This is a genomic window from Bauldia sp. (genome assembly GCF_965232525.1).
In the GTDB taxonomy this organism is placed as follows: Bacteria; Pseudomonadota; Alphaproteobacteria; order Rhizobiales; family Kaistiaceae; genus Bauldia.
The window spans coordinates 2,348,081-2,374,013 of sequence record NZ_OZ246980.1 but is presented as its reverse complement, the minus strand read 5'-3'; the positions used below and the strand labels follow the sequence as shown (position 1 = coordinate 2,374,013).

Annotated in this window: 24 protein-coding genes and 1 tRNA gene; 6 read left to right on the top strand and 19 right to left on the bottom strand. The window is 61.1% G+C overall.

What is annotated here, in order from left to right; translation table 11 throughout:
• Positions 1-34: 34 nt before the first annotated feature.
• The 8 genes from ACO076_RS11240 to ACO076_RS11205 all read right to left on the bottom strand — a co-directional run bounded on the left by ACO076_RS11240 (position 35) and on the right by ACO076_RS11205 (position 6,144).
• Entirely contained in the window at positions 35-1,669 is a 1,635-nt protein-coding gene (locus ACO076_RS11240; RefSeq protein WP_421722921.1) for a portal protein, read from the bottom strand.
• A complete protein-coding gene (locus tag ACO076_RS11235) occupies positions 1,572-2,246 on the bottom strand; it encodes a portal protein (RefSeq protein WP_421722920.1) in 675 nt (224 codons plus the stop codon). The genes ACO076_RS11240 and ACO076_RS11235 overlap by 98 nt, the downstream gene beginning before the upstream one ends.
• Complete coding sequence (locus tag ACO076_RS11230; protein ID WP_421722919.1) at positions 2,246-3,667, bottom strand: terminase large subunit domain-containing protein; 1,422 nt, start codon at positions 3,665-3,667, stop codon at positions 2,246-2,248. The genes ACO076_RS11235 and ACO076_RS11230 overlap by 1 nt, the downstream gene beginning before the upstream one ends.
• A complete protein-coding gene (locus ACO076_RS11225; protein ID WP_421722918.1) occupies positions 3,588-3,977 on the bottom strand; it encodes a hypothetical protein in 390 nt (129 codons plus the stop codon). The genes ACO076_RS11230 and ACO076_RS11225 overlap by 80 nt, the downstream gene beginning before the upstream one ends.
• Before the next feature lie 75 nt (positions 3,978-4,052).
• Positions 4,053-4,220 (bottom strand): hypothetical protein, encoded by a 168-nt coding sequence (locus tag ACO076_RS11220; protein WP_421722917.1) that lies wholly within the window; start codon positions 4,218-4,220, stop codon positions 4,053-4,055.
• Between the two features lie 35 nt (positions 4,221-4,255).
• Complete coding sequence (locus tag ACO076_RS11215; RefSeq protein WP_421722916.1) at positions 4,256-4,420, bottom strand: hypothetical protein; 165 nt, start codon at positions 4,418-4,420, stop codon at positions 4,256-4,258.
• Positions 4,421-4,563: 143 nt separating this feature from the next.
• On the bottom strand, positions 4,564-4,989 hold the full coding sequence (locus ACO076_RS11210) for a DUF2267 domain-containing protein (protein WP_421722915.1): 426 nt from the start codon (positions 4,987-4,989) through the stop codon (positions 4,564-4,566).
• Positions 4,990-5,004: 15 nt separating this feature from the next.
• Positions 5,005-6,144, bottom strand: a complete 1,140-nt coding sequence (locus ACO076_RS11205; protein ID WP_421722914.1) for an AI-2E family transporter — start codon at positions 6,142-6,144, stop codon at positions 5,005-5,007.
• A 392-nt stretch (positions 6,145-6,536) separates the two neighbouring features.
• Between ACO076_RS11205 and ACO076_RS11200 the strand changes: the two genes are divergently transcribed.
• A complete protein-coding gene (locus ACO076_RS11200; RefSeq protein ID WP_421722913.1) occupies positions 6,537-6,977 on the top strand; it encodes a cyclic nucleotide-binding/CBS domain-containing protein in 441 nt (146 codons plus the stop codon).
• Between the two features lie 19 nt (positions 6,978-6,996).
• Here ACO076_RS11200 and ACO076_RS11195 read toward each other — a convergent pair whose 3' ends face one another.
• Positions 6,997-7,548, bottom strand: a complete 552-nt coding sequence (locus ACO076_RS11195) for a hypothetical protein (protein ID WP_421722912.1) — start codon at positions 7,546-7,548, stop codon at positions 6,997-6,999.
• Between the two features lie 2 nt (positions 7,549-7,550).
• Positions 7,551-7,910, bottom strand: a complete 360-nt coding sequence (locus tag ACO076_RS11190) for a hypothetical protein (protein WP_421722911.1) — start codon at positions 7,908-7,910, stop codon at positions 7,551-7,553.
• Positions 7,911-8,357: 447 nt separating this feature from the next.
• Between ACO076_RS11190 and ACO076_RS11185 the strand changes: the two genes are divergently transcribed.
• The 3 genes from ACO076_RS11185 (at position 8,358) to ACO076_RS11175 (ending at position 10,751) form a co-directional block, all read left to right on the top strand.
• Positions 8,358-8,936 carry a S24 family peptidase gene (locus ACO076_RS11185; protein ID WP_421722910.1) on the top strand — a complete coding sequence of 193 codons (579 nt, stop codon included), beginning with the start codon at positions 8,358-8,360 and terminating at the stop codon, positions 8,934-8,936.
• Positions 8,937-9,046: 110 nt separating this feature from the next.
• Entirely contained in the window at positions 9,047-9,880 is an 834-nt protein-coding gene (locus ACO076_RS11180) for a LysR family transcriptional regulator (protein ID WP_421722909.1), read from the top strand.
• A 184-nt stretch (positions 9,881-10,064) separates the two neighbouring features.
• Positions 10,065-10,751 carry a hypothetical protein gene (locus tag ACO076_RS11175; RefSeq protein WP_421722908.1) on the top strand — a complete coding sequence of 229 codons (687 nt, stop codon included), beginning with the start codon at positions 10,065-10,067 and terminating at the stop codon, positions 10,749-10,751.
• A gap of 86 nt (positions 10,752-10,837) precedes the next feature.
• Here ACO076_RS11175 and ACO076_RS11170 read toward each other — a convergent pair whose 3' ends face one another.
• Positions 10,838-11,713, bottom strand: a complete 876-nt coding sequence (locus ACO076_RS11170) for a GAP family protein (protein ID WP_421722907.1) — start codon at positions 11,711-11,713, stop codon at positions 10,838-10,840.
• A gap of 355 nt (positions 11,714-12,068) precedes the next feature.
• On the opposite strand from ACO076_RS11170, the gene ACO076_RS11165 reads away from it, so the two are divergent.
• A complete protein-coding gene (locus ACO076_RS11165) occupies positions 12,069-12,527 on the top strand; it encodes a hypothetical protein (protein ID WP_421722906.1) in 459 nt (152 codons plus the stop codon).
• 267 nt (positions 12,528-12,794) lie between these two features.
• Here ACO076_RS11165 and ACO076_RS11160 read toward each other — a convergent pair whose 3' ends face one another.
• The 8 genes from ACO076_RS11160 to ACO076_RS11125 all read right to left on the bottom strand — a co-directional run bounded on the left by ACO076_RS11160 (position 12,795) and on the right by ACO076_RS11125 (position 20,773).
• Positions 12,795-14,261, bottom strand: a complete 1,467-nt coding sequence (locus ACO076_RS11160) for a mannitol dehydrogenase family protein (RefSeq protein ID WP_421722905.1) — start codon at positions 14,259-14,261, stop codon at positions 12,795-12,797.
• A gap of 173 nt (positions 14,262-14,434) precedes the next feature.
• The gene (locus tag ACO076_RS11155; RefSeq protein WP_421722904.1) at positions 14,435-15,439 is read right to left on the bottom strand and encodes an ABC transporter ATP-binding protein; all 1,005 of its coding nucleotides are present in this window, start codon (positions 15,437-15,439) and stop codon (positions 14,435-14,437) included.
• Positions 15,440-15,449: 10 nt separating this feature from the next.
• On the bottom strand, positions 15,450-16,280 hold the full coding sequence (locus tag ACO076_RS11150) for a carbohydrate ABC transporter permease (RefSeq protein ID WP_421722903.1): 831 nt from the start codon (positions 16,278-16,280) through the stop codon (positions 15,450-15,452).
• A 13-nt stretch (positions 16,281-16,293) separates the two neighbouring features.
• Complete coding sequence (locus ACO076_RS11145) at positions 16,294-17,160, bottom strand: carbohydrate ABC transporter permease (RefSeq protein ID WP_421722902.1); 867 nt, start codon at positions 17,158-17,160, stop codon at positions 16,294-16,296.
• Between the two features lie 113 nt (positions 17,161-17,273).
• On the bottom strand, positions 17,274-18,584 hold the full coding sequence (locus ACO076_RS11140; RefSeq protein ID WP_421722901.1) for an ABC transporter substrate-binding protein: 1,311 nt from the start codon (positions 18,582-18,584) through the stop codon (positions 17,274-17,276).
• A gap of 114 nt (positions 18,585-18,698) precedes the next feature.
• Complete coding sequence (locus tag ACO076_RS11135; protein WP_421722900.1) at positions 18,699-19,730, bottom strand: LacI family DNA-binding transcriptional regulator; 1,032 nt, start codon at positions 19,728-19,730, stop codon at positions 18,699-18,701.
• 191 nt (positions 19,731-19,921) lie between these two features.
• Positions 19,922-19,997 (bottom strand) — tRNA-Lys (locus ACO076_RS11130).
• A gap of 98 nt (positions 19,998-20,095) precedes the next feature.
• Positions 20,096-20,773, bottom strand: a complete 678-nt coding sequence (locus tag ACO076_RS11125; RefSeq protein WP_421722899.1) for a Crp/Fnr family transcriptional regulator — start codon at positions 20,771-20,773, stop codon at positions 20,096-20,098.
• An 829-nt stretch (positions 20,774-21,602) separates the two neighbouring features.
• On the opposite strand from ACO076_RS11125, the gene ACO076_RS11120 reads away from it, so the two are divergent.
• Positions 21,603-25,871 carry a beta strand repeat-containing protein gene (locus tag ACO076_RS11120; protein ID WP_421722898.1) on the top strand — a complete coding sequence of 1,423 codons (4,269 nt, stop codon included), beginning with the start codon at positions 21,603-21,605 and terminating at the stop codon, positions 25,869-25,871.
• Positions 25,872-25,933: the final 62 nt, after the last annotated feature.

Below are 25,933 nucleotides of genomic sequence, written 5' to 3'. Positions count from 1 at the left end.
GGATGGTTTGCAGGAAAGCAATCTAGGCCTCGGATCAGCCCCCCTCCGACGCGACCGCCCCAACCGCCTCACCGATCGCCGCGGTGCCGATGGTCGTCTGGGCTTCTTTCTCCATCTGCTCGCGACGGAGTTGCGCTTCCAGCGTCATCTGTTCGCGCCGCAACTGTGCATCCACCTCGATCTGACGCAGGCGGGCGACATGTTCGAGTTGCATCCGTTCCGCCTCGATACGGGCGGCGACCTGACCCTGCTCGGCCTGAAGCGCCATCTGCGCTTGCGTCTCGACCATGGCCGGGTCCGGCCCTTCGTCGTCCGGCGGCATCGGCGGCGCCGCGTCGGGATTGTCGGCGAACGGATCGACCGACTTGAAGCCATTGGCCTCCACCAGCCGTTTGATCGTGTTGTAGAGATGCCGCGGCTGGACCAGACCAAGGGCCGGTGCCTGGATCGCCTCCTTTTGCAGTTCGAGCAGCGTCGACAGAAACGCGATCTGTTGCGGCTTCGATCCGGAGCCGAGGCCGACGGTGACCGTCATATCGTCGCGCCGGCGCCAGGTGTTGGGCTCGATGTCGACCCACTGTCCGCGCAGCCGCACCGTGTCCGCCTTGGTCGCCTCACGCCGGGTGATGGCGTGGAGCAGCAGGAACATGTCGCGGATGCCGGTCTCGGCGAAGATGCGCGCGATCAGCCGCATCTTGGACTGCGCCATGTTGAACATCGACAGGAGCACTTCCTGCCCGACGTTCTTGAGCGAATCCGAACCGAGCCCCTGCCCTTCGCGGCTGACGCCGGTCCGCACCTCGCGCTCCCTGTCCCAGTATTCGAGCAGCGGATAACCGAACGAGCCGATCTCTGAATTGGGGATCGGGATCAGACCTCCCGGTCGCAGTGTCCGCACGATCCCGCCTGGTCGATTGGTGAGCAGGTCGTCGATGGTGTGCTTGCCGGCGTGCTCGGCCGAGACTTCGGTGCGGCCGTTGTTGGCCAAGTACATGTTGTCGAGCAGCGCCCGCACGATCGCGGTCTTGATCCGCTGCAGGTCCATCACGTGATCGGCGAGCGAGCGGCCGAAGAAGCGATGGGTCATCGGAAACGGCGTGATCGCCGCGAACGGCACCTCGCCGATCGGGTCGATCGCCGGCTTGCCGTCGCGCCTCAGGACCGTGCCGCTTTCGCCGGCGGTGGTCACCCGGTAGAGCCGGACCTTGCCATCATCGTCGTATTTCAGCCGGGTGTAGTGCTCGGTCACCTCGATGAGCCGGTTCGGCCGATTGAGGCTCGACGTGCCGCTGCCGTCGGTGCGGTCGGAGACCGTGTCGCGCGCCTGGGCTTCCTCCGTGTCCTCGAAATCGCTGTCCGGCAGCGCCGCGATGCACTCCTCATCGAAGCCGAGCTCGTCGATCAGCACATGCTCCGGCTTGCGCGTGGTGTGGGCGCAATAGTCGACCGCCTGCATCGCACCGAGCTTGGCGTTCCGCGAGATCGAGAATTCCTCGGGCGGTACGGCTTCGACCCGGGCGCCGCCGCGCTTGGTTCGCCGGACCAGCTTGACCTTGTGGAGCGTCGGCGGTTCAGGCGGCGGAGGCGGCTCCGCTTCCGACAGCAGCATCTCCAGCATCGCCGGGTCTATTGCTCCCGGGTCCGGTTCCATCGTCGTCGGATCGATCATCGCCGGATCCATCGTTTCCGGGTCCGGCATCGGCGGGAAGGGTTCCGGCTGCATAGGCGGTGTGTTCCAGTATCTCGACTTCGGCTTCGGGGTCGTCGAGCAGCATCGCCAACTCGACGTCGGTCAGGTCCTCGTATTCCTCGATGTCCTCCACCTCCCGCTCCTCGTGCCACACCTTGACGATGCCGTTCTTGGACAGCAGCGCGTCCTTGAGAAAGGTGTAGAGGATCAGGAAGCCCGGATTGCGCTTCATGAAGACGTGATTGATGTAGTCGGTCTCCTGGCGCGCCGCGTCCTCGTCTTCCGGCCCCACCGGCGTGAACTCGACCACCTCGTCGCCGGACGTGAAGATCTCGATCAGCGACGGCATAAGCCCTTCGATTGTGTCGGCCACGTCAGTCGACACCGCCGTCGATCGGTCGGGCGTCGATGGCATGTGATCGGACATGTCCCCGAGGAAGTAATCCATCGCCGCCGAACGTTGTTCCTGCAGATCAGACGCTTGCTCCGACGACAGCGCGTCGGCCGCCTCCGCCTCGAGGATCGCTTTCACTTCGTCGACGGTGAGCAACGGCATCAGGCAATCCCCAGGTTCGGGTAGTCGATCGCGCGGTCGAAGTTGCGGCCGCGCCCGGGCGTCTTGGCGTACCGCAGCATCATCAGCCCGTAGCGGGTGGCGGCCATCAGGTCGTCGGCCTCCTTCACCACCAGGCCGTCCTTGCGGTGATAGAGGCGGAACTCCTCGAACCAGTCGGCAAGGTGACGGAACACCTTCAACCGCCCGGTCTGCATCCGATCGAGCATCGCCATCAGGCCGGCCTCGACGGAAACCGAACCGTCGGCGAATTGCGCGTGCTCGTGGTGCATCGCGAGCCCTTGTGCCGAAAACTGCTCGGCCAGTGCCTTGCCGGCGCCTTCCAGCGTTTCGCGATGGCCGTCCCGCGGCCACATCCACGGCAGCCAGTCCCCCCACGGCTTCAACGCAGCCGCGTGAATCACCGGTGTCGCTTCACGCCGCCGATAGGCCTTGGCGACATAAACAACATCCGCATCCCGGTCCCAGGCCAGTTCGACCGCAGCAAACGGGTGGTCCCAGCCGAAATCCATCGCCCCGAGCCGAACCCAGTGATCCGGCAGCTCGACCGGGTCGCAGGCGACGTCGTCTTCAGCGACCGGAAAGATGCGACCGGAGCCGAGCGCCGGTACGCCTTTGACCCGCGCCTCGCGCTCGTGTGCCGGGTAGCTGGCGATCACCCGCGCCCGTTCTTTGGCCGGAATGTGCGCGGCGTCCTCGATGGTCATCGCCGTGTCGTGACGATCCGGCGAGTCCTCGAGTAGGAACCGCCGCACCACCGACGACATGCCGAGCAGCGGCGTAAAGGTCAGCCAGACCAGCCCGCCCGTTGCATTGGTACGCGTCAGCCCTTCGAAATAAACATCTTCCGGCGGCTCCTCATCGAACCAGACGAGGTCAACGGTGTTCGCCTGCCATTTCTTTCGCCCCTGGTCGTAGGACTTCAGGAGCAGCATCGAGTTGTCGCCGGACGTGTGACGCACGACGATGGTGTCGACGGCATCGGTCACACCGGATCGGCGGGTACGATCGACGATCGCAGCGGCGGGGATCGTGCCGGTTCCCCATTCTTCCTCATCGGCCGGCGGGCCGAGCAACAATCGCTGCGCTCCGTCACGGGTAAGCTCCGCGCTCTCTGACCCAGCCATCGCGACGACCGGTCGTTCGAACCGGCGGCCCTCCCACCAGTCCGGATACTGGCCGGTGAGATGCATCGCCATTTCGCTGGCGCCGGCCAGCGTTTTGCCGACCTGATTGGCCGCGCGTAGTAGCCGCTCACGATGGTCGCGACCGGCCGCGTGAAACGCGCGTTGCTTCGGATATGGCCGGTATCGCGCCAGACGGTTAGTGTCGAGACGGCGTTTCAGTTCGCTTGAAAGGGCCAGCCTCTCCCTCAGCAGCCAGGAGAGGGCGGATGGCGGCATCGATTTGCCGGACCCGGTCGATGAGCTCATCGTCGCTCACATCGTCGAAACGGTTGACGGTCAGTTTGAGGTCTCTGGGCAGGAGACCGGCGATTACCCGGAGATACGCATCCGGCTTCTCTTCGCGACAGCGCGCGATGACCGCCTGACCATGCTCCAGCCAGTCGCGATGGAGGTCGGCGAGAAACGCTTCGCCCAGCTTGTTGCGCGACCCGATCGGTCGACCCGGCCCGCCGCAATTGCCGAGCACGAACCGACCCGTCTTGGGGTCGCGTTCGGGAATGGGGCGATCAGTTCTGGTTGATCCCAACAATCAATCTCCGCGGTTCGGATTTCACGCACCAGACAATGAAGCGAGAACGCAAGACGCCACCGCGTCGGTCCATCACGACCGATCGCCGATTGCGACGACTGACCCGGGCCTTGATTGCACCGGCAACGCGTCGAGGCTGACGGCCATCAGTTCGCGTCGGCTGAACTCGCCTTCGAGGAGCTCGTTACCGGCGAACCAGCGACACACGACGGTTTCACCCTCCGCCGCCACCTCCGCCATCAACGGGCCACCGGTGATATGACGGACCAGCCGGCTCAAAGTCGAATCTGCCCGGTTTCGCGCAGCAACTGGAACGCCATCCGAGTCAGACGGTGCTGCTCGGCCGGTGAATCGGCAATGTCGGCGACGAACCTGCGGACCTGGGAAACGACGGGATGGTCTGGCGCGGGTTCGACGTGGACATAGCGAGACCGGGCCAAGGGCGTCCTCCAAACGAAAAACGCCGCCGGGAGGGTTCCTGGCGGCGCTGTGATCGGCGCATTTCTGTATGATGGGAATTGTTATAGGATTATTTCCCTAGGCTGTCAACGCCTTTTTTTCGGTATCTCAAAAACCTTTCTTTTCAGTCGGACGGCGCGAAGCCCCAATACCGCAGCGCCTCCGGCGAAATCGTCGCCAGGACAACGCGGAGGCGACGGACGTCGACGTGACGGCGCAGAACGTCGGCGACCGCGTCGATGGAGCCGTCCGGCGAAAAATTGTGGTGTTCTCGGATCGACTTGACCTCGGCTTCCATCACCGACCGCGCCGCGAACGGCCGCCGTTGTTCTCGCGGGTCCCAATCCTGAACGAAGATCGCGCAGAGAACCGCCGGGAGGACACCAGCGAAAGCGATCGCTTGTTCGAGCGTCAAGCGTCGCCGGAAAACATGAAACACTGATTGGACAGTGGTGTAGGTCGTGTTCGACGTCACAGAGCCGAGGGCCTCTTGTGCGTCACGCATGAACCGGTCGAAATCCTGACTGGCATGACGGTACGCGTTGGGCATCGGCATCGCCTGACCCTACTTACCAGCATCCGAACTTGGCGACGGTGATGCCGAATCGACCGGCTCGGCTGTGCCGGCCTCGGACATCAGGATTGCGAGAGGTCGTGTTTGCGGGAAATTGGCGCAGATGATCATGGCAACCGCTGTCAAGGGAACGGCGAGGAACAGCCCGCCAACTCCCCAAATCGCGCCCCAGACAAACAACGATAGAACGACGACGAACTGGCTGAGGTTGAGCGTCTGCGCGGCCATACGCGGCTGGATGATATTGCCGATGACGAACTGGATGATTCCGATCGTCACGAGGAGGATCACGAAGGGTCCGAACTCGCCGAACTGAAGGAGCGAATAAAGAGCCGGAATCCCGGTCGCGAGAATCGACCCGATGGTTGGAATGAAGTTGAGAACGAAGATGAGAAATGCCCAGAAGGCGGGGCTGTCGAGCCCGACCAGGACCATAACGCCATAGCTGAGCACCGCGGTCATCATGCTGACCACGAACATGGTCCACAGATAGCTCTGAACGTCGTGGCCGATCCTTTCGAGGATCGCCTCGATCCTCCGCCGCCTGGCATCTCCCGGGACGACCGCGCGCAACTTGGCACCGAAATAGCGTTGCTCCACAAGAAGGAAGATCACGAACAGGAACACCACGCCGATATTGCTTGCGAGCCCCGTCAGGCCGGAGAGAAGAGCGCTGAGCAGTTGGTCGATGCTGAGGTGACTGAGCGCGGTGTTGACCACCTCGTCGTTGGAGACACCGGTCAGTTCGGCGACCTTGTCGACAAGGATGTTCAGGCTTTTCTCGAAGTCTTCGGTTCGGCTGCTGATCTCGCCGACATTCACCACAATGATGTCGGTGACGATGAGGCTGGCCGCCAGCAACGTCAGAAACGCGAGCGTCAGCGACAAAGGACGAAGCGGCCCGAACCTGTTCCTCCACAGCCGCTCGTACATCCGGGCAAGCGCATTCAGGAAGAACCAGAAGAGCAGGGCCACCGCGAGCGGCACCAGGATGCCGGAACCGAAGATGAGGGCGAGGACAACAATGAGCATGAGGCCGGCGATAGAGAACGCGTTGCCGACTGTCAGCAGTGGGGTACCATCAGCGGGCACTGCATCCGGATTCCCGCTCGCTCCTTGAATTTCGCTCATCGCCCAGCACCATCTTCACGCTGATGACGCAAACATGCCGGGACTTACTGAAAATTCCCTAACGCCACGATCGGAGAACCGAGCAGCCCATATGCAAATACAGTCGCGAATCGATTGCGATGGGGCTACGCGGTGATGCCCGTCGATCAGATGCTGCAAAGCAGTTTAGAATAGTCCTTATAAACAAAATACTTAGCCGGTAAATCTGAACTTACTTGACTGACTGATTGGTCTGAATGCGCTTTTCTGATTAGCCGCCTTACCGACAAAATCCGGGTCGTCAGACGATTGTGACCGAGGTCACAGCGTCCAATCCTCGACAGTGATCTTCGCCATAACGCTTGTGCGTTTTTCATCCCGACCGGCCTCATTAGCCGACCATGGAGGTAGCGTTGATCATCTCTTCCGTCGAGGAAATCATTAAGAACAAGACGACAGTCACCGTACCCGGATCCACGCGAGTGAGCTGCGTCTGCGAGACGCTGACCGAGCAGAATACCGGAGCAGTCTTGGTAGTGGATGATACCCGCTTGCGCGGAATCTTCACCGAGCGTGACGCTGTCACACGGATCATCGCCAAGGGGCTGACACCGACGGAGACACGTGTCGAGGAGGTCATGACTCCGGAGCCGAAGACGGTCACCACCGGCTGCACGCTGGTCGATGCCGTCGACGTCATGGCCAAGAACAACTGCCGCCACGTGCCGGTTGTTAGGGGCAATGAGATCGTCGGTGTTTTGTCGATGCGCGACGTACCGCTGCATTATCGCGTGCTTTACGAGAATTGGGTCTCGGCCTTGGCCGGTGAGGAGATCCGTGCCCCGACCGAGTAGCGCTACGAGGCGGCGCGATTTACGCGGCGCGCCGAAGATACCCGGTGTGCTCGGCATCAAACGCGACAAGATCGGATCGCGGTGCCCAGCCGGCCATCACCGCATATTCGAGCAGTGCCCGGCGGGCGATGGCCTTGGTAGTGCCCTTGCGCCATCGCCGTCGGGCGTCGAAATCCGAGGCGATCGCCTGATCGATCACGATCGCGACGGTGGTTTCCAGTGCCGGCGGCCCGCCCCGTTTGAAGCGCTGCGACAGCGCGGCGGCCCAGGGCAAGTAACGGTCACGATTGGCGATCGCCAGCCGCTCCGCCAGTGGCGGCGCCGAGCCGCCCGAGATGCGAACGAGCGACGGTGACCGGATCCGCAAGCCCGCGGTCTTCGCCAGGAACACATCTTCGATCTCAGTCGCTGCCTGAAGCATCACGCCGGTGACCGCGCCCTGGTCGCACCACCGGGCAAATGATGGCTTCACGTGCTTGGCCTTGGTCTGCGGTGTCGGACCAACCTCGGATCCAGTTGAGACGGCCATCGGTAGCGACGGCGTGCGACGTCGTCGTTTCGACCTGGTCATCGTCAACCTTCCTGCGGTTCGTCAGCGGGAATTGCGTCGCCATCGTCAGGGCTGTCGGACCATCCGTCGTCGGGTGTCGCGACTGCGGCCTCGGACGCGACAGGGGCGTCGTCGCCGGTGTCGAAGGCCTCCATCAGGCCATGAACAGCGCGGCAATCCGCACAGAACCGCGGCCCCAGATGCCCCGGCGCGAGCGGTGCTCCGCAAAAAAGCGTTTCAACCCCCTCGCCCGACACGACAAACCGGCACTGCAGCGGTTCGACGTCGAGAATGGAAACCGGCTGGCGAGCGAGATGCCCCATCGCTTCGCCGGTTCCTGAAATGGCGCCGGAACTGCCGTCCGAATCGCAGACATCGTTCATCGGCCCACCATCGGCGCTCGGGAAACGCCAACGGATGAGGGGGCGGACGCCGGAACATGCCAGGGAGGCGCCGGCGTCCGCCTGCGCGGCGCGACCGCGGGGAGGGGCGCGCGTCGCTGCCGCAACGGAAAATCACCAACGGATCGAAGCGGCCACGGTTCCGTCAAACACGCGATGAGACCCCGTTCACCACTGCTGTCTGTTCGATTGTTCAAGATGACCACCGAATGTTCATGATTTGTTCGACAATGACAAACGTATATACGCGAAACGCGTACATGTCAACGCTTGAACGCGAGATGCGTACGCGCTATGACCCGCCTCATGCCGGAGATCAGTGAATGGGTCACGGGTGAAGTCCGGGCGCTCTATCAGCGCTCCGCGTTGTCGCTGGACGCATTCGCCAGGCAGATCAGGTTCGCGCGTGCATCGAGCGTTCAGCGCTATATGAACGCGGGCGAATACAAGAAGCGCTACCTCAGCCGCGACCTCGTTGAGAACATGATGGGTCTCGTGGGCCTGGGGGATCCGCCAATCACGCCCGCCGACATCTTGAAACTCGCCGGGCCGGAATATGTGGCGTCCATGCCGCCCAACGCTCATGTCGGCGAATCATACAGCCTGGCGGCGGAGAAAATCCCGGTATACGGCCAGGCTGTGGGCGGGAGCGATGGCCGTTTCGTGATGAACGGCGAAACGCTCGACCATGTTTTGGCGCCGCCGGTTCTCTCGGGCGTTTCTGGCGCCTATGCGGTGTACGTTTATGGCGACTCGATGGAGCCGCGCTACTATGACGGCGAGGTCGTTTACGTCGATCCGCGCCGTCGGCCGCGTAAGGGCGAATTCACGGTTGCGCAGATCCGCCCGGGCGATGGCGGCCCTCCCCTCGCCTTCGTCAAGCGCTTCATTCGATGGACGGACGAAGCGCTCATGCTCGAACAGTTCAACCCCGCGAAAGAACTAAGCTTCCCGGCTGAGGCCGTCGTGAGCGTCCACCTCATTGTCCAGTCGGGTACCGCGCTGTAGTCCCTCGCGCTACAGAGATCGATCCGTGACGAGGCACCGGCTCCTCTGCTGAGGACCTGGTCACTGTCATACTGACTGTTTGAATCTCGTTTCGGCAGCCGCATACTCGGATGATGAACTGGGACGATTTGCGTGTTGCGATCGCCGTCTTCGAGAGCGGCAGCTATGCCGGAGCCGCGGCCCGACTGAACGTCGACGAAACGACAGTGGCTCGACGGCTGGGTCGGTTGCAGGATGGTATCGGCGTTCCGTTGTTCGAAGCGGTCGATGGTGTGCGAAAACCGACCGCAGCCTGCAAGCGGCTCGTGTCTCTGGCCGCGGACATGGCCGTCAAAGCCGAGCAGATCGAACACCTCACCTCTGATGTCGACAGTCTGATCGGTCACCGCCGGATCGCTACGACGGACTCGATCGCTACCGAAGTGCTTGCGCCGAACGCGCCGTCGTTTCTGGGTGATCATCCTGGATTGTCGCTGGAGTTCATGGCCTCGACAGAGAACGTGAACTTCTCGCGCTGGGAAGCGGACATTGCCATCCGCCTCGGCAAGCCCGAGCGGGGTGACTTCATCGTCTCAAAGCTCGCGGATCTGCCCCTTTTTCTCTTCGCGCCGAAGACAGCCGGAGTCCCCCCGCTTGTTTGCGCCTATCCTGAGAGCCTCGATCAAACGCCGGAGTCTCGATACCTCGAGGAGGTCGGGCTCAAGCCTCAGGCACGGATGACGACGAAAAACCTCCTGGTCTTGAAGATGCTGGTTCAATCGGGTCAGGCGGCAACCGTCCTGCCAGGCTATATGAGAGCCGGATTGGACGAGGCTTTGCTCCGCGTCGAGGAACTACCTGTCCGACGCGAGGCATGGCTGCTCATCCAATCGCATCTCAAACAGGACGCCGCGACGCGCGCAGTGATCGATTGGGTGAGAGATTGTTTTCGTCGGATTGCCTGAGCTCCACCAGCCCCGGCAGTAGCCTGCAATATCGCAGCCGCCCGTCGCGGAATCTCGAGATCAACTGAAGCCCGAACTCGGTTAGGGAAGACGCACGCGTCTCCTGATGAGCCATCGCGCGCTGAGCTTGAGTTGGCATCGAACGCTGACAAAAGCACGGTGATACCCACGACGCCGGCTCACGATGGAGATGCCGCTTCACCGACATCCCTGCCATCAAGGAGTTGAAATCGTGACCAGAACTTCAAGCTTTATGACCGCAATCATAGCGGCCTGTGCCGCGGCGCTGCCGAACCTCCCCGCTGCCGCAGCAGACAACGGCAACATGATCAGCACATCGCAAGTGCGCGCTTTCCCAGCGGAGGCGGGAGGGCCGATGACACCTGTGGACGGCTCGTCCTTCCTGATGCGAACCAGCAACGGCGTGGCCTTTTCGCTCGATACGCGAGCACTTGAACCGGACGTCGCCTACACGGCTTGGTGGGTTGTCTTCAACGCGCCCGAGCAATGTGCGACACCTTACGCTTGCGGAGCCGTCGATCTGGACAACGCCGCGGTCGAGCCCGGCGTGCTGTTTGCCGCCGGCCGGGTCGCCGACGCGTTTGGCCAGGCTCGCTTCGTGGCAAGCATCGACTACGGAGACGTGCCAAATGGCGAAGATCAGGTGCCCAATCCTGAACGCGCGCACGCGATTGCGGCTGATGCCGAAATCCACATCGTTGTTCGCGATCACGGCACCGCACTAAACGACGCGGATGCCCGTGAGATCCAGCTTGCGACCTTCAATGGCGGGTGCGCGGAGGGTTGCCGCAACGAACAGGCGTCGGTCCACCGTAGCCCGCTCGCGCCGGCAACCGATTCTCAATCCTGAATACGCAGACCAAGCACAACGTGGCAGGCGGCCCCCGCCTGCCACGTCTCGACGCATGGACAAGACGCGATGCGGTAGACGCCAGTTCAAACAGGGATCAGCGGATAACCCAGGAACCAACCGATACCGTCTGCGACCAGGACGCCCCCACAGACGATCAACAACCCGACGATCACTCTCGGCACCCATCTGTCGATCGCGCGCCTGATTGCTCCAAGGATTCGATCGGCTCGCCTCGCGAATACGAGCCGGATGGCCACAATCGCGACCAGCGGCGCAGCAAAAACGATGTTGTAGTAGCCAAGCAATGCCAATCGCTCGACGAAGGTCAAATCGGTTCGCAATGTGAGGTCGATCGCCGCCACATAAGGTACGGCCCCCGGCAATCCGGCAAGGGTCAGACCCGCACCAGCAAGCCATGCCCGCGGTGCGGTCATGGTCGATACGCCGGCGGAATCGCTGGAAGGAGCCCGTCGCTCCGCGAGATGCCAGCCGAAGGCCATCAACGCGGCACCAACAACAATCTGGAAGATCAGCTCCTCGGTGTACGGCGATGTCCATAGTCGCAAGGCGTACGCGTTGATTTGGTCAAACACCTGCTGGAGCCCGAAAAGCACGAGCACCCCGCAGGCCAGATAGACGACAAAAATGCCGGCGATCAGCGCCATCGACCGCACAACAGGTTGCGGGCCAGCGAGCAACACCACCAGAAACACAATACAGAGCGGAATGATCGACAGGCTATCGATCAAGGCAATCGATGTAAGGCTTGGAATCAGATCGATCATGAGGGTTTGCGTTACGCCCGACCGGGAGGCTCGTTCGAACGCCGCTGCGTTGATGCCCTGTTCTAAGCACCGCGGCGTTCGACACAAGGCCATCGTCCAGACCAGCAGCGTTATGATGGATAGTGCTCGGCTTCTTCCCCTTCCAGCGACCTTCAATCGGGCAGCGGATCGCACTCGACAACACCCTACCCAGCTTGGGACCTGACACGGATCAACGCCTCGTTGCACTTGCCGTGCAGACTGCCTGCGTCACGATCTGCTTTTGACTGCTCTCGATCGAACGGACGAGGAGTTTCTCATGGGCCTTTCACCAGGACTGTTCATCTGTCTGTTTCTCGCCGCGCTCGGCGTTTTCTTCGCGGGCTCCGGGTTTATTTGGTGGGTCGCGCTGCAGGCGAGGGCCATGAACAAGTGCGCTTAGTTCCTACCACACGCGCCCCTCTCCACCGCATAATGCGTATTTTCGGGCTTGTCTCTTACGCAAAACGCGTATACAATCACGGAAGCTTGGAAACGCCCGGAGACGCAATTGCCCGCTCGGAACCGCATCGCATCGTGGTCGGCCGCCCAAAGTCCCGTGCGCCGGGAAATCGCCGATGCCGTCACCGAGGCCGCGGCATCCCTCGGAGCGCTGGCCCAGGTGGCCGACATGGGACGCGTCCGCACCTTTGACGCGCCGGACTCCGCTCCCAGGGAGGCGCTGGCTTTCGCCGGGTTCCTGCTCGCCCTCGCCCGACCGCTTGATGTCATGGTCGAGCGGCTCCTGACGGCCGCCGATGTCAACCTCCGTGCGTTGTCGGAGCGGGACCGCAAGGACATCGAAGCGGTCGTCACCGACTACGCGATGGAGGACTGGGCGGGACGGTTTGTTTCGTTCGCGGAAGCCGCCATGACCGACGACTGCGCGATCCAGGAGGTCGCGGCTTATCGAGAGAGATACCTCAGCGACGCCGCTCAGGTTCGCGATGCTGTGACGATTGCCGCATGACGGCGTTGGATTTCCAGCTTTCGCCGGACCATCCGGATAATCAGGCGGAAGTCAGACGCCTTGTTACCGAGCCGTGGCGGATTGGCTCGATCCTGTATGATCGCCCGGTCTGGTGTGCCGATCATGAGGCGGACGCCCTCGCAACATGCCGACAGCGTATCAGCGAGCTAACGTCCGAGCTTCAGGCCCTTGGTCACGCCGAGGCCGCCCTTCGGTCACGGATGTCGCTGTCCGCCAGCAGTCGGACTGATTGATACGCGAGGTCGGTTACCCGGCCGTGTACCGCTCTATGGCGGCCACCGAACCTTGCGACCAGATCGCTTGCAGCCAGCGGTCAAAGGCGTTTGCGAAAGGTTCGGCGTCGACCAGGTCGCCATAATACTGCGACTGTTCCAGCCACGCGCGTGGTCGTTCGCGCGCGGTTTTCGCTGCTGAGACGAGGTCGTCCCAATAAGGATCATTGGGCTCGATTGCGCTGCCATCTTCGCGGGTGCCTTCACACATCCGCGCCCAGAGCGCCTCAACGAGCGCGAGACCTTCAACAGGTGCCGCAGACGACAACCCGTCTCGAATTGTGGGCAGAACGAAGCCCGTGTGCCGGGACGAACCGTCGAACGCGATGCGCCGTGTCGTATCACCGACCGCTGTGTTCGAGAAGCGCCGCGCGACGAGCTCAAGATAGCGGGATGGCGTTCTGCCGGGAACGGGCCGAACGTGCGGCAGCACCTCTTCATGCTGCACCTTGTCGAAGAACCTTCGGAGCGTCGCATGCTCCATGCAGTCCGAAACGTCCTCGATCGAGAGAAGCTCGCCAGCGTTGGCGATGAATTGATGCCCGGCGTTGAGGATGCGGATCTTCATCGCCTCGTAGCCATGAACGTCGTCGGAGAAGATCGCGCCCGCCTGATCCAAAGCCGGCCGACCGGCACAGAAGTCGTCCTCAATGACCCACTCGCGAAAGTTCTCGTGGGTCACCGGAACCGCATCGTCGAGTCCCAGCTTCCGCGCCAGCGAAATCTCGTTCGGACCGGTGGCCGGAACGATGCAGTCGACCATCGAGTTCGGGAAGGTACAGGTCTCCTCGATCCATCGGGCAAGCTCGGGATCGGAGAGGCGCGCAAGAGACAAAACCGTCTGCTTCACGACGGCGCCATTCCCTTCCAGATTGTCACAGCTTTGAACGGCGAACGGCCCGGCCGCCTTGGCTCGCCGTTGTCCTAAAGCGGCAACGATCGCGCCAAACGCGGTGCGCGGGCGTAGCGGGTTGGCGATATCGTGTTGGATATCCGGGTGATCCGCGTCGAAGTCCTTCGAAGCCGGATCGATGAAGTAACCGCCCTCGGTCACCGTCAATGAAACGATCCGTATGCGGGAATCCGACATCGCCGCGATGAGCGGTCCGTTGCCCTCTTCGACCGGAACATAATCGATCATCGAGCCGACGATCTCCGCCGACACCTTGGAGGGGTCGAGCTCGATCAGTGTTGTCAGGCAATCCTGCGCAAGGAGCTTATCGCGCATCGTCATATCATAAGGCCGGACGCCGGCGCCGATGATCGCCCAATCATGCGCCAGTCCGGCCTGCATCAGGCGGTGGAGATACCAGGACTGATGGGCGCGATGAAAATTGCCGACCCCGATATGCACGATACCCGGCTTCAGCGCACTCCGGTCATAACGCGGCAGATCGATAGCGTCGTCCAGCTGGTTGAGTGTTGCGTTCGATAGCCGCATCATAATGTTCCCCGATCGCCGTCAACGGGGCAGATCAGGCGGCAACGATGTCGGCAGAATCTTTGACATCGGGTTTGCCGCCGCGACGGGGCCGGTCGACGCTGGTGTGATCTCTCACTTCTGAACGCCGGGCGGGCGATTTTCAACCGGCGTAGGGTTTTTGCAAAGCGACATCATTCGATGCGGTGACCCTTGGCATGGAACCGGTGGATGCGTCCGGGATCGGGCGTGAGATAGATCACGTCGCCGTTGTGCATATCGACCTCGCCGCCGGCCCGCACCGTGATCGGTTCCGTCCGCCCCTCCATGTGGACGTGGAAGAATGTATCCGAGCCCAGATGCTCGGACACTCCGACCCGCCCTTGCCAGAGCCCCTCCGTCGAAGACGGTGTGATGTGCTCCGGGCGGACGCCGATCGCGTGCGCACCGTGTTTCTCGGCCTCGGCGCCTTCCAGGAAGTTCATCTTAGGCGAGCCAATGAAGCCGGCAACGAATCGGTTGCGCGGGGTCCGGTAGAGCTCGAGCGGGCTGCCCACCTGTTCGATATTGCCCGCCTGCAGGACAACGATCTTGTCGGCCATGGTCATCGCTTCAACCTGGTCGTGGGTCACGTAGATCATGGTTGTCTTCAGCCGCTCGTGCAGTTCGCTGATCTCGATGCGCATGCCGACCCTGAGTGCGGCGTCGAGGTTGGAGAGCGGCTCATCGAACAGAAACGCGGCCGGCTCGCGCACGATGGCCCGACCGATCGCGACTCGCTGGCGCTGGCCGCCGGACAACTGCCCCGGTCGCCGATCGAGATAGTCGGTGAGATTGAGCACGTCCGCCGCCTGACTCACCCGACGATCCTGCTCGGCCTTGTCCATTTTCGCCATGCGCAGCGGAAAGGCGATGTTCTTCCTGACGCTCATATGCGGATAGAGCGCATAGGACTGGAACACCATGGCGAGCCCACGCTTGGCCGGCGGGATGCTCGTGGCGTCTCCGCCGTCGATGCTGATCGTGCCGCCGGTCACGTCCTCAAGGCCGGCGATGAGGCGCAGCAGTGTCGACTTGCCGCAGCCGGACGGGCCGACGAAGACGACGAACTCGCCGTCGTTGATCTCCAGGTCCAGAGGCGGAATGACGGAGACGTCGCCAAACGACTTCTGCACCTGTTCAAGAACAATCCGTCCCATGGTTCTTCCCCTATTTGACCGCGCCGAACGTCAAGCCGCGCACGAGTTGCTTCTGGCTGAACCATCCGAGAATCAGGATTGGCGCGATCGCCATTGTCGAGGCAGCGCTGAGCTTGGCGTAGAACAAGCCTTCCGGGCTCGAATAGCTGGCGATGAATGCCGTCAATGGCGCGGCGCCCGCCGCGGTCAGGTTGAGCGACCAGAAGGCTTCGTTCCAAGCGAGGATAATATTGAGCAACACCGTCGAGGCGATCCCCGGTATCGCCATGGGTGTCAGCACATAGAGGATCTCCTTGCTCAAGCTGGCGCCGTCCATTCGGGCCGCTTCGAGGATCTCGCCGGGAATTTCCCGGAAATAGGTGTAGAGCATCCAGACAATGATCGGCAGGTTGATCAGCATCAGCACGATCGTGAGGCCAATGCGCGTATCCAAAAGCCCGAGATTGATGAAGATCAGGTAGATCGGATAGAGCACGCCGACCGCCGGCAGCATCTTGGTCGACAACATCCACAGAAGGATGTCCTTGGTCCGCCTCGACGGTACGAACGCCATCGACCAGGCTGCCGGAACAGCGATGATGATACCGAGGATGGTCGAGCCGCCGGCAACGAAGATCGAGTTCCAGAGGAAGCGCATATAGTCGGAGCGTTCCTGGACGACCGCGTAGTTTTCCAGCGTCCAGTCAAAGAACAGGAACACCGGCGGATCGGCAATCGCCTGCGCCTCCGTCTTGAAGCTCGTCAAGACGGTCCACAGGATCGGGAAGAAGATCAGCAGACCGATCACCCAGGCGATAACGGTATTGGTCAGTTTGCGTTGTTGTGTGACGGCACGGGCCATGATCGATCCTCCCTCACCTGTCCAGATTTCTGCCGACGATCCGCATCAGGAAGATCGCGACAATGTTGGCGAGGATGACTGCGTAGATACCGCCAGCGCTGCCCAGGCCGACGTTCTGACTTTCGAGCACCCGTTGGAAGATCAGATAGGTCAGCGTCCGCGTTCCGAACGAGCCCTGGGTCGTCACGAAAATCTCGGCGAATATCGACAGCAGGAAGATCGTCTGGATCAGCACCACGACCGTGATCGCGCGGGCGAGATGGGGAAGAATGATGAAGGTGAAGCGGGCTGGCGGTGGCGCCCCATCCATTTCCGCCGCCTCCAACTGCTCGCTGTCCAGCGACTGGATCGCGGTAAGGAGGATAAGCGTCGCGAACGGTAGCCACTCCCACGAGACGATCAGGACGATCGACAAGAGCGACGCCTGGCTTAGCCATTCGACCGGTGCCAGTCCGAAGAATTCCCAGAGATGGGCGAGGAGCCCATTCACGGGATCCATGAACATGTTCTTCCATACCAGCGCCGAAACTGTTGGCATGACGAAGAACGGTGCGATCACCAGAATGCGGACAATGCCCTGCCCCCACATCGGCTGATCAAGAAGAAGCGCCAGGATCACGCCGAGCACCACGGTAATGATCAGCACGCCACCAACGATGATGAGGGTTGCCTGAATGCTCGGCCAAAAAGAGCTGGATGTGACGAAGCGAACGTAGTTATCGAACCCAACCCATCCGAGGTCACCTCCGCGAAGTGGGAGGAACTGCCGGAACGAGAAGTAGAGCGTCATGATCAGCGGCACCAGCATCCAGCCGAGCAGCACGATCACGGCGGGCGCCATCATCATCCGTGCAGCGGTCCGCGAGTGTTGGGTTGCCATCGACGCGCCTCCTCTATCGGCGGTCTAGCGCCACCGTTTTGGTATTGAGCGGCTTGGAAAGCCGGAGGGCCCAAACTTTGAGGGCGCCTCCGGCCGGGAGGTCGGCTACGTGTTTAGTAGCCGGCAGCTTCCATTTCGTCGGTCGTCAGGGCTTGGGCATTCTCAAGCGCTTCTTCGACCGACTGCTGACCCGCGAGCGCAGCCGAAATCTCCTGACCCACCAGTGTGGCGATACCCGCAAATTCCGGGATCGCGACGAACTGCACACCGGTGTAGGGAACCGGCTGGACGGTTGGGTTGTTGGGGTCTGCTTCGTTGATCGAGTTCAGTGTCATGACGGCGAACGGGGCGGCGTCAAGATAGGCCTGGTTCTCGTAAAGCGAGATCCGTGTCCCCGGCGGTACATTGGCCCAGCCCTCGTTAGCCGCAACCAACTCGGTGTACTCCTTGCTGGTCGCCCATTCGATGAACTTCTTTGCGGCGTCCGTCGCGTCGGAACCAGCCGGAATCGCCAGCGACCAAGCCCACAGCCAATTGCCGCGCTTGCCTAGGCCATTGTCGGGAGCAAGAGCAAAGCCGACGCTGTCGGCGACGGTTGAGTCGGTCGGATTGGTCACGAACGAGGCCGCCACGGTCGCATCAATCCACATGCCGCACTTGCCCTGCTGGAACAGCGACAGATTCTCGTTGAAGCCATTGGTGGATGCGCCGGGAGGACCGTAATTCGTCATCAGGTCCATGTAGAAATTCAGCGTGCTCGCCCATTCGTCGCTGTCGAGCTGCGCCGTCCAGTTTTCGTCGAACCAGCGTGCGCCGAAGGAGTTCGACATAGCTGTCAGGAACGCCATGTTCTCGCCCCAGCCGGCCTTACCGCGCAGGCAGATTCCGTAGATTTCGTTGTCCTTATCGGTCATCCCCGCGGCGGCTTCTTTGATGAAGTCCCACGTCGGGGCGTCGGGCATTTCGAGCCCGGCCGCTTCCATCAGGTCGGTGCGATACATCACCATCGAGCTCTCGCCGTAGAACGGAGCCGCGTAGAGTTCGCCGTCGACGGTCAGACCGCCGCGAATCGCAGGGAGCAGATCATCGGCATCCCAACCCGCCGGCAAGTCGTTCAGCGACACCAGCCAGTCCTGGCGGCCCCAGATCGGCACTTCGTAGGTGCCGATGGTGAGCACGTCGAACTGACCGCCCTTGGTAGCGATATCCTGGGTCACGCGCTGGCGAAGGACGTTTTCCTCCAGCGTCACCCATTCCAGCGTGATGTCGGGGTTCTTGGCCGTGAAGTCTTCGGTCAGCCCCTGCATCCGGATCATGTCGCCATTGTTCACGGTGGCGATCGTGACCGTGGTCTCGGCAACGGCACTACTCGCCGTGATTAGTGCGAGCGCCGAAACCGTTCCAAGTGCCTTTGCGAACCGCATCCTTCTCCTCCCTGATTTGGATGGTGGTTGGACAAGGACGCTACCCGTGATCAATGTCGCGAGTCAATCATTTTCTTTACGCGCGATAATTATTATTGTTCGGTGAACCCTTCATTAGGCCGACTGCCGCATGATCAACCGGCCGTCGAAGAGAACGGTTTCGCGCTCTGCTTTGCGGCTTTCGGTGTCGAAAAGCCCGAACAGGGTCTCGACGCTTTTCGACGCGATCGCGGTGTAATCCTGGGAAACCGTAGTGAGGGCCGGGCAGGTGTAGCGAGAGAACGGGTGATCGTCGTGACCAGCGATTCGAAGAGCGCAACCGGTCCCCCTCCCAACCCGAAGTCCTTTCTCATACGCGGCCGCGAGAACGCCGATGGCGAGGCGATCGTTGCTACACAGCACCGTATCGGTCGCGAAGCCGTTCTGCTCGATGACACGCACGCCCTCGCGATAGCCGATTTCCTCAAAGTCCCACCCCTCGCCATCGACCTGCACCAGGCGTGGCGGATAGCCGAGCCGTTCGAGGGCGGCGATGTAGGCGGCCCGTCGTTTGTTGGCGTTCGGGTTAGGCGGTGCCTTGAGTTCGAAGAAGCACGGTGGCTCTCCGGTACGACACAGATATTCGACAATCAATCCAATACTTTGCGCGTTGTTTGAACCAACGAAGGCTTCGCCGACCCCTTCGATGTTGCTGTCAAAAAGGACCGTCGGCACGTCGGCACAGATCTTCTCTATCTCCGCCCGATCCGATGCCCGTCCGAGCGGAGCAATGAGGGCTCCCCCGGGCTTCAGTGCACGCAGCGCGTCGAGATTCTCGTTCTCCAGCGAGACGTCACCATGCGAACTGAAGAGGATTGGCCGAAAGCCGGCGTCGATGCACAGGCGCTCGATATTGCGCGCGATCTCCGCGAAAAACGGATCGGCGAGATACGGCACCATGATGCCGATGTTTTTCGTCAGGCGTCTGTTCTGGTTTACGGCATAGATATTTGGCCGGTAATCGTAGCGCTCGAGAGCGCGCTCGATCCTGTGCCGGGTCGATTGTCGGACGCTGTTGGGATCGTTGAAGTATTTGGAGACCGTCGGGCGCGAAATGCCGCTGACCGAAGCGAATTCCTCCATGTTCCTGATCTTGCTACCGCTCATGCCTCTCCCGCCGCGCCGTCCGCCCCACCTCGTCTGGGCCCCATGCCAGCATGAAACATAATGGCGAGAAAACCCACCACTAATTTTACGCGCGACAATTTCAATCGACGAACTTGGCGTGAGCAGCTGTCGCGGTGGATACGCGTCGCTGCGGCCGGGATCGGCCCTTGTTCGTTATGCGACTGAAAGATTGGTGGGTGTACAAGGGCTCGAACCTTGGACCCGCTGATTAAGAGTCAGCTGCTCTACCAACTGAGCTATACACCCGACGCTGAACGCGCGTCTTACCAAGGCCGGCCGCCACGTGTCCAGCCCAGGCCGGCACGCGGCTCCAGGCGCTGCGCCGCCGCTCGCTTGTCCGGCAGTCAGCCCTTTCCTGCGCCGCGAAAGATCTCGATATGCGGGCCGTTGACCCGGATCCGGTTTTCCTTGGCGAGCGCACGCAGTTGCTTGTTCACGGCCTCGCGGCTCGATCCGAGCATCTGGGCAAGAGTCCCTTGGGTCAGTTCCATATCAACGATCGCAACGTCCTTCTCCACCCTGCCGTGGATAACAGCAAGTTGGCGCAGCAAGCCCAGAAGCCGGTACCGGAGATCGTGAAAGATCGCCTGATCGACCTGGGCGTTTGCGGCCCGCAACCGTTCGCACAACATCAGAATGATCTGTCGCGCCAGCTTCGGTGTCGATTCCAGCATTTCAAGAAACGGATCGCGCGGGATCACGATCAGTCTGACCTCAGTGAGGGCGGCCGCCCCGGCACTGCGCGGCAAGCCATCGAGAAGCGCGATCTCGCCGATCACCTCGCCCTCCTCCAGCAGGTTGATTGTCGCCTCCCGCGAATCGTCGGCCGTCAAGTAGATACGAACGATGCCGGTCACGACGATATAGAGCGCATCGGAGTCGTCGCCCTGGTCGAACAGCGTATCGCCGACCTGCAAACCGATTTCCCGCGCGATTCCCGCAAGGCGCCTCAGGTCCTCCTGATCCAGCCCGCCGAACAAAACGGTTCGATCAAGCTCCGCAGTGATTTCTGTTGTTGACACGAAAAAGCCCCTCCATCCGGCGCCCGTTCGCCAGTCCCCGGCGCACGGCTGGCATTATCCGCTCTCCGAATGAGTAGGCCAACTGTTTCGCGGAATTAAGGCAGGTCGAACGATTGAACAGGCACTGCCCTCAAAGGTTGAAATTCACCGACAACGACAACAGGCAATCCGGCCAAACTGCTGGATTTCCGCCCTTTTGTCTGACTTATCGGCAACGCCCTGATTAATGTGTGACCAATTTTTCACTTTTCATTTGAACGTAATTGGTTGTAAATTGGCAAAAAAGAGGCATAAGCGTGGCGGCTGGATTGGGCTGGTTCTTTTGCCTTTGAATGAATAGTGGGAATGCGCCTGCAGTCGTTCCGAGGCGCTTAACAAATAAGAATGCCGCCGTTAGCGCGGCACAACCCAAAGATGCGGAAGAAGCGCCGAATACTTGGCGGTATTCGGGAGAAGTAGCTTGGTTTCGAGCTGCAGAAATGCGCCGCTTGGCGTCGGAAAATTGGATCTTGAGTCGAAAATGGGAATGTGTGCGTCGAATTTAGCCTTATCGAGCGTATTGCACGAGCGGGTATCGGTTAAACAACGAGATTTGATCGAAAATGCTTGTCGGCATCGCAGATTGTCCATTCGGCGCATTGCGATCAGGGCATCATCAGATCGATTGAATGCTTATCTCGACTCTCCCGCCTTCCATGGGCGAACTGTCCATCGCAGCCTGAATACTTTCCCGCCAGCGCGCACCACGACGATGAGACGATGAACTGAGCTCGGCACCTCCTAGCGATCTCAATCAACCCAGCCAACGAGAAACCCGGAGACCAGAACCATGGCCATCACCAACGCAGCCGACTTCATAGCCGTTTGGACTGAGCTCGACGCGCTATACGACATCCTGCCGCAAGGCGACTACACAGATGGCACCGGCTTCTCGCCAGGGCCCGGCGCCACCGACGCCACCAGCGCGGCTGGCGGGACCTATGCTGATCTGGTCACGCACGGTATCAACGCAGGAACCATTGGCGAAGCCGTACTTGCCGTCAATCTCGCGTTTATCGAGCTTGCCAACGATTATGTCGCTTATCTCCAGGCCGGCAATCCGCCGATCCTGGGCATTGCCAAGGAACGCGGGCCCAGTGACCCAGGGCAATCGTATCACGACAACATCCTTGGCAACATCGGCGATGGCCCGATTCAGTCCCGCTTCCTTGACCACGATGTGTTGGACATCGATGTCACCGGTGACGGTATCGACGATCTCGACGGCGACCCGCGCAGCGTCGATGCCCAGGGCTTCGGCGCCCGTCCGTACTATGACGGCACAGCTGGCGACGCCGCGGACAAGGTGAACACGGTCGTTTGGGACCTTGAGAACGGCATCAATCTGACCGGCGATTTCCTCGAGGCCTTCAATCAGAGCTTCGAGACTTCAACAGACGGCTTCTTTGGCGGAATACCGTTCGGGGCCACCGACTACGGCACCGTTACCATGGTGGCGAGTGGGACCGGTGGCATCGCCTCTCCTGACGGCTCAAGCCACGCAATCTTGGAACAAGCCCCCGTCGGTAATCCGGACGGGTCTGGACCGTTCACACGCTTCGACGCCTATCGCGACGACTTCGGCGAGGGTTTCGTCACCGAGATCCAGATTTACCTCGATACAGCCTGGGCTCTGGGTGAAGGCTTCGACTACTCGGTCGCAGCCAACGGTCAGGATGGTAACCATCAGCGTGATTTCATCTTCCACGTGACCAAGGATACATCGACGGGCGATCTCCTCGTCGGCGCCTCGAACAACACGAGCTTCGATCCTGACGAAGAACTGGAGAACGGCAATCACGCCGAGATTACGGCCTCGGGCTGGTACACGTTCCAGCATTTCTTCTTCGATGCCGGCGATGGCACGCTGGCCGTTGCGATGAGCGTCTTCGATTCCGCCGGCAATCACGTCTTCACCGAAGTTCGAAATGATGTGTCGGATACCATCGCCACGGAAGTGGGTGGTAATCGTTACGCATGGTTCACAAACATCGACGTGACTGGCGGCATCGCAGTCGATGAGGCCAAGATCGCCTTTGCCGAGCCGGTCGGAATTACGCGGGACGGGGACGCCGACCCCAATACATTGACGGGCACGGTTTTTGACGATGTCCTCAATGGCAACGACGGCAATGACACACTGATCGGCAAAGACGGCAACGACACCTTCAACGGCGGAGACGGCATCGACACCGCCGTGATCGCCGACAACGGCGGTGCTCCCTTCGATCCGAACGACTTCGATTTCTCCGGCCTCTTCGTGATTGGTGGATCGATTTCAGGAACTGTGACCGGGCCAGATGGCACGGAGACCCTCGACAGCATCGAGGTTCTGGAGATAGCTAATACCGGATCATCAACGTTCATCGTTCTGAATGGCACATCGCTGCAAGCCGCGATCGACGCGGCTGAGGCGGGCGACACCATCATTCTTCAGCCTGGCACCTATACCGGCGACTTCAATATCCCGGCCGGCAAGAACGGACTCACCATCCTCGGCGCGTTCGAAGGCGTCTCCGGCTCCGACAACAGCCGCGACATGGTTGACGGCGTCGGCGAGAGCTCCATCGACGGTCGCCTTGCCATCCTGTCAAATGATGTCACCATCGACGGTATCCGTGTCGAGGACGGCCTTTCAGGCCCACCGTTTGACTTCGCTGGCATCCAAGTCCAGGGCGAGAACGTCACGATCACCAATTCGTTGTTTTACCGCTCCGGCACCGTTGACGATGACGGCTCACGAGCGATCGTCAATGCTATCAATCAGGCGGACGGTCTGACCATTTCTAACAACGCCATGACCGGCTGGCAGTCTGGCACCTTCATCAACGGCACCAACGACGTCACTATCAGCGGCAATCTCTACGACGGCAACTCGCGGGGCGTCTCCGCCGACGCCTATCCCGGCGGCAACAGCAACCTGCAGGTTACCGGCAACACATTCGACAATCTCATTGAGGACATGGGTTTCTGGGGCGACGCGGCAAGCTGGAACGGCGCCAGCCTGATCGACCAGAACACCTTCAACAAGGGCATCTTCGACTACGATCCCGCTGACAATTCCGCGCTGATTGGCGCCAACAACGTCTTCGTTCCGGGAGCGGTGACGATCCAGGGCGGCGATGACACCGTCTACACCTCGATCCAGGAGGCGATCGACGCCGCCACGGCGGGCGACACGATCATCGTCAGCAATGGCGAGTACACCGAGGACATCACGCTGAAGAGCGGCGTGAGCATCATGGGTGAGTCGGAAGCCGGCGTGATCATCAACGGCACGATGACGACCCCGGCCGGTTTCGCCGACGCCACCATCGAGAACATGACGGTCCGGAATGTCGGCGACACGATGCTCCTGGACATGACCGGGACGACCTCGGTCACCGACATCGTGTTCGAGAACGTCACCTTCAGCCTGACCGACGACTTCACCGGCGCGGTCGCCATCGGCAATGGGCAGGGTGTCCTTCCCATGGCGATCAACGACGGCGGCGATGCTGATGATGCGGGCCTGACCTTCCTCAACGTAACGATGGACAGCAACAACTTCGAGGCAGGGACGACGTCCTTCATCTACACAACGACCGAGAGCGTTGGCGGCGCCAAGATAGTGCTCGACGGGGTCAATCTTGTCGGAACTTCGTCCGGCGGGCCGACCGGTCTCGGCGCCCAATGGAACATGAACGGTGAGGATTCCTCCTTCGTCGAAATCGTCAACTCCAACACCTCGGAGGGCGGCAACTTCTACGTCTCCGGCTTCCTCGGTGTCCTGATCGACGGTAACGTGTTCGATGGGCTGGGCGTTGCCCTAAACGGCGTGAAGGACGCGACAGTCACCGACAACATCTTCCAGAACATCGACGATGATCTGTTCGCTGGCGGCACACCAGAGCAACACCGCGGTCTCGCCATCGAAGATGCCTGGGGCACGGACGGCGTTTCTGGCCTGATTGTCACCGGCAATACGTTCCAGAACATCGACGCCCTCGACGGCGCCATCGCCTTCCAGCGCTGGACCGACGGCACGCCGCCGAATCTCGCGACAATCGACCGTCTCAACGACGTCCAAATCGGCGACAACACGTTCCTGGGCCTTGGGGCCGGTGTGGTTCCGATTTTCGTCAACGACACGTACTTCGGCGCCGGGGCGGTGATCCCTGCGGATCTCGACGCCGATCAGTTGATCATCGGGACCGATGGCAACGACACGATCAACGACAACAGCGCAGGCGGGAGTGCGATCTTCGCCGATGCCGGCAACGACACCGTTAACGCTGGCTCGGGAGACGACAATGTCAACGGCGGCGACGGCGACGACGATCTCAATGGCGGCGGGGGCAAAGACACCCTCGACGGCGGTGCCGGAACCAACACCCTGAGGGGCGGTGGCAACGACGACACCTATATCGTCCGCACTAACAACGATACCGTCGATGAAAGCGGCACAAGCGGCATAGACACCGTCCTGTCCGAGATCTCTTACACGCTGGGCAACAACGTTGAGAACCTGGTGTTGACGGGGGCAGGTCCGCTAGACGGGACCGGCAACGGCCTTGACAACGAAATCACCGGCAACGGCGACGAAAACCTGATCAAGGGCGGGTCCGGCGCGGACCTCATTGACGGCAAGGGCGGTGACGACGACCTCCGTGGTCAAGGTGGTGATGACACGATCGAAGGCGGCGGCGGTAATGACACGCTGAACGGCGGTGGTGGCAACGACAAGCTCACTGGCGGCGCCGGTAACGACAACTTTGTCTTCGACGCCAAAGGCGGGAACAATGCCGATAGGGTCACCGACTTCAAGGTCGGAACCGACCTGATCCACGTCGACAAGGACGCCTTCAAAAAGATCGGACCGAAGAACGACACCCTGAAGACCAAATTCTTCGAAGTCGGCAACAAGGCTGACGACAAGAACGACCGCTTCATCTACAACGAAAACAACGGCAAGTTCTTCTACGATCAGGACGGCAACAAGAATGGCTTCGACAAGGTGCTCGTAGCCAGGCTCGACAAGAACCTGAACCTCTCGGAGGACGACATCTTCGTCATCTGACGACCGGCATTTTCGAGGTTCGCCTCGAAGGGCCGCCCTCTCGGGCGGCCCTTCTTCTTTGG

Coding starts and splice junctions, on each gene's coding strand:
- ACO076_RS11210 (WP_421722915.1), bottom strand. CDS start 4,989: ATGCCCAACGCGTACCGTCATGCCAGTCAGGATTTCGACCGGTTCATG.
- ACO076_RS11150 (WP_421722903.1), bottom strand. CDS start 16,280: ATGGCCCGTGCCGTCACACAACAACGCAAACTGACCAATACCGTTATC.
- ACO076_RS11235 (WP_421722920.1), bottom strand. CDS start 2,246: ATGCCGTTGCTCACCGTCGACGAAGTGAAAGCGATCCTCGAGGCGGAG.
- ACO076_RS11180 (WP_421722909.1), top strand. CDS start 9,047: ATGATGAACTGGGACGATTTGCGTGTTGCGATCGCCGTCTTCGAGAGC.
- ACO076_RS11205 (WP_421722914.1), bottom strand. CDS start 6,144: ATGAGCGAAATTCAAGGAGCGAGCGGGAATCCGGATGCAGTGCCCGCT.
- ACO076_RS11195 (WP_421722912.1), bottom strand. CDS start 7,548: ATGACCAGGTCGAAACGACGACGTCGCACGCCGTCGCTACCGATGGCC.
- ACO076_RS11140 (WP_421722901.1), bottom strand. CDS start 18,584: ATGCGGTTCGCAAAGGCACTTGGAACGGTTTCGGCGCTCGCACTAATC.
- ACO076_RS11135 (WP_421722900.1), bottom strand. CDS start 19,730: ATGAGCGGTAGCAAGATCAGGAACATGGAGGAATTCGCTTCGGTCAGC.
- ACO076_RS11220 (WP_421722917.1), bottom strand. CDS start 4,220: ATGGCGGAGGTGGCGGCGGAGGGTGAAACCGTCGTGTGTCGCTGGTTC.
- ACO076_RS11230 (WP_421722919.1), bottom strand. CDS start 3,667: ATGCCGCCATCCGCCCTCTCCTGGCTGCTGAGGGAGAGGCTGGCCCTT.
- ACO076_RS11120 (WP_421722898.1), top strand. CDS start 21,603: ATGGCCATCACCAACGCAGCCGACTTCATAGCCGTTTGGACTGAGCTC.
- ACO076_RS11145 (WP_421722902.1), bottom strand. CDS start 17,160: ATGGCAACCCAACACTCGCGGACCGCTGCACGGATGATGATGGCGCCC.
- ACO076_RS11190 (WP_421722911.1), bottom strand. CDS start 7,910: ATGAACGATGTCTGCGATTCGGACGGCAGTTCCGGCGCCATTTCAGGA.
- ACO076_RS11155 (WP_421722904.1), bottom strand. CDS start 15,439: ATGGGACGGATTGTTCTTGAACAGGTGCAGAAGTCGTTTGGCGACGTC.
- ACO076_RS11175 (WP_421722908.1), top strand. CDS start 10,065: ATGGAGATGCCGCTTCACCGACATCCCTGCCATCAAGGAGTTGAAATC.
- ACO076_RS11240 (WP_421722921.1), bottom strand. CDS start 1,669: ATGATCGATCCGACGACGATGGAACCGGACCCGGGAGCAATAGACCCG.
- ACO076_RS11185 (WP_421722910.1), top strand. CDS start 8,358: ATGAACGCGGGCGAATACAAGAAGCGCTACCTCAGCCGCGACCTCGTT.
- ACO076_RS11160 (WP_421722905.1), bottom strand. CDS start 14,261: ATGCGGCTATCGAACGCAACACTCAACCAGCTGGACGACGCTATCGAT.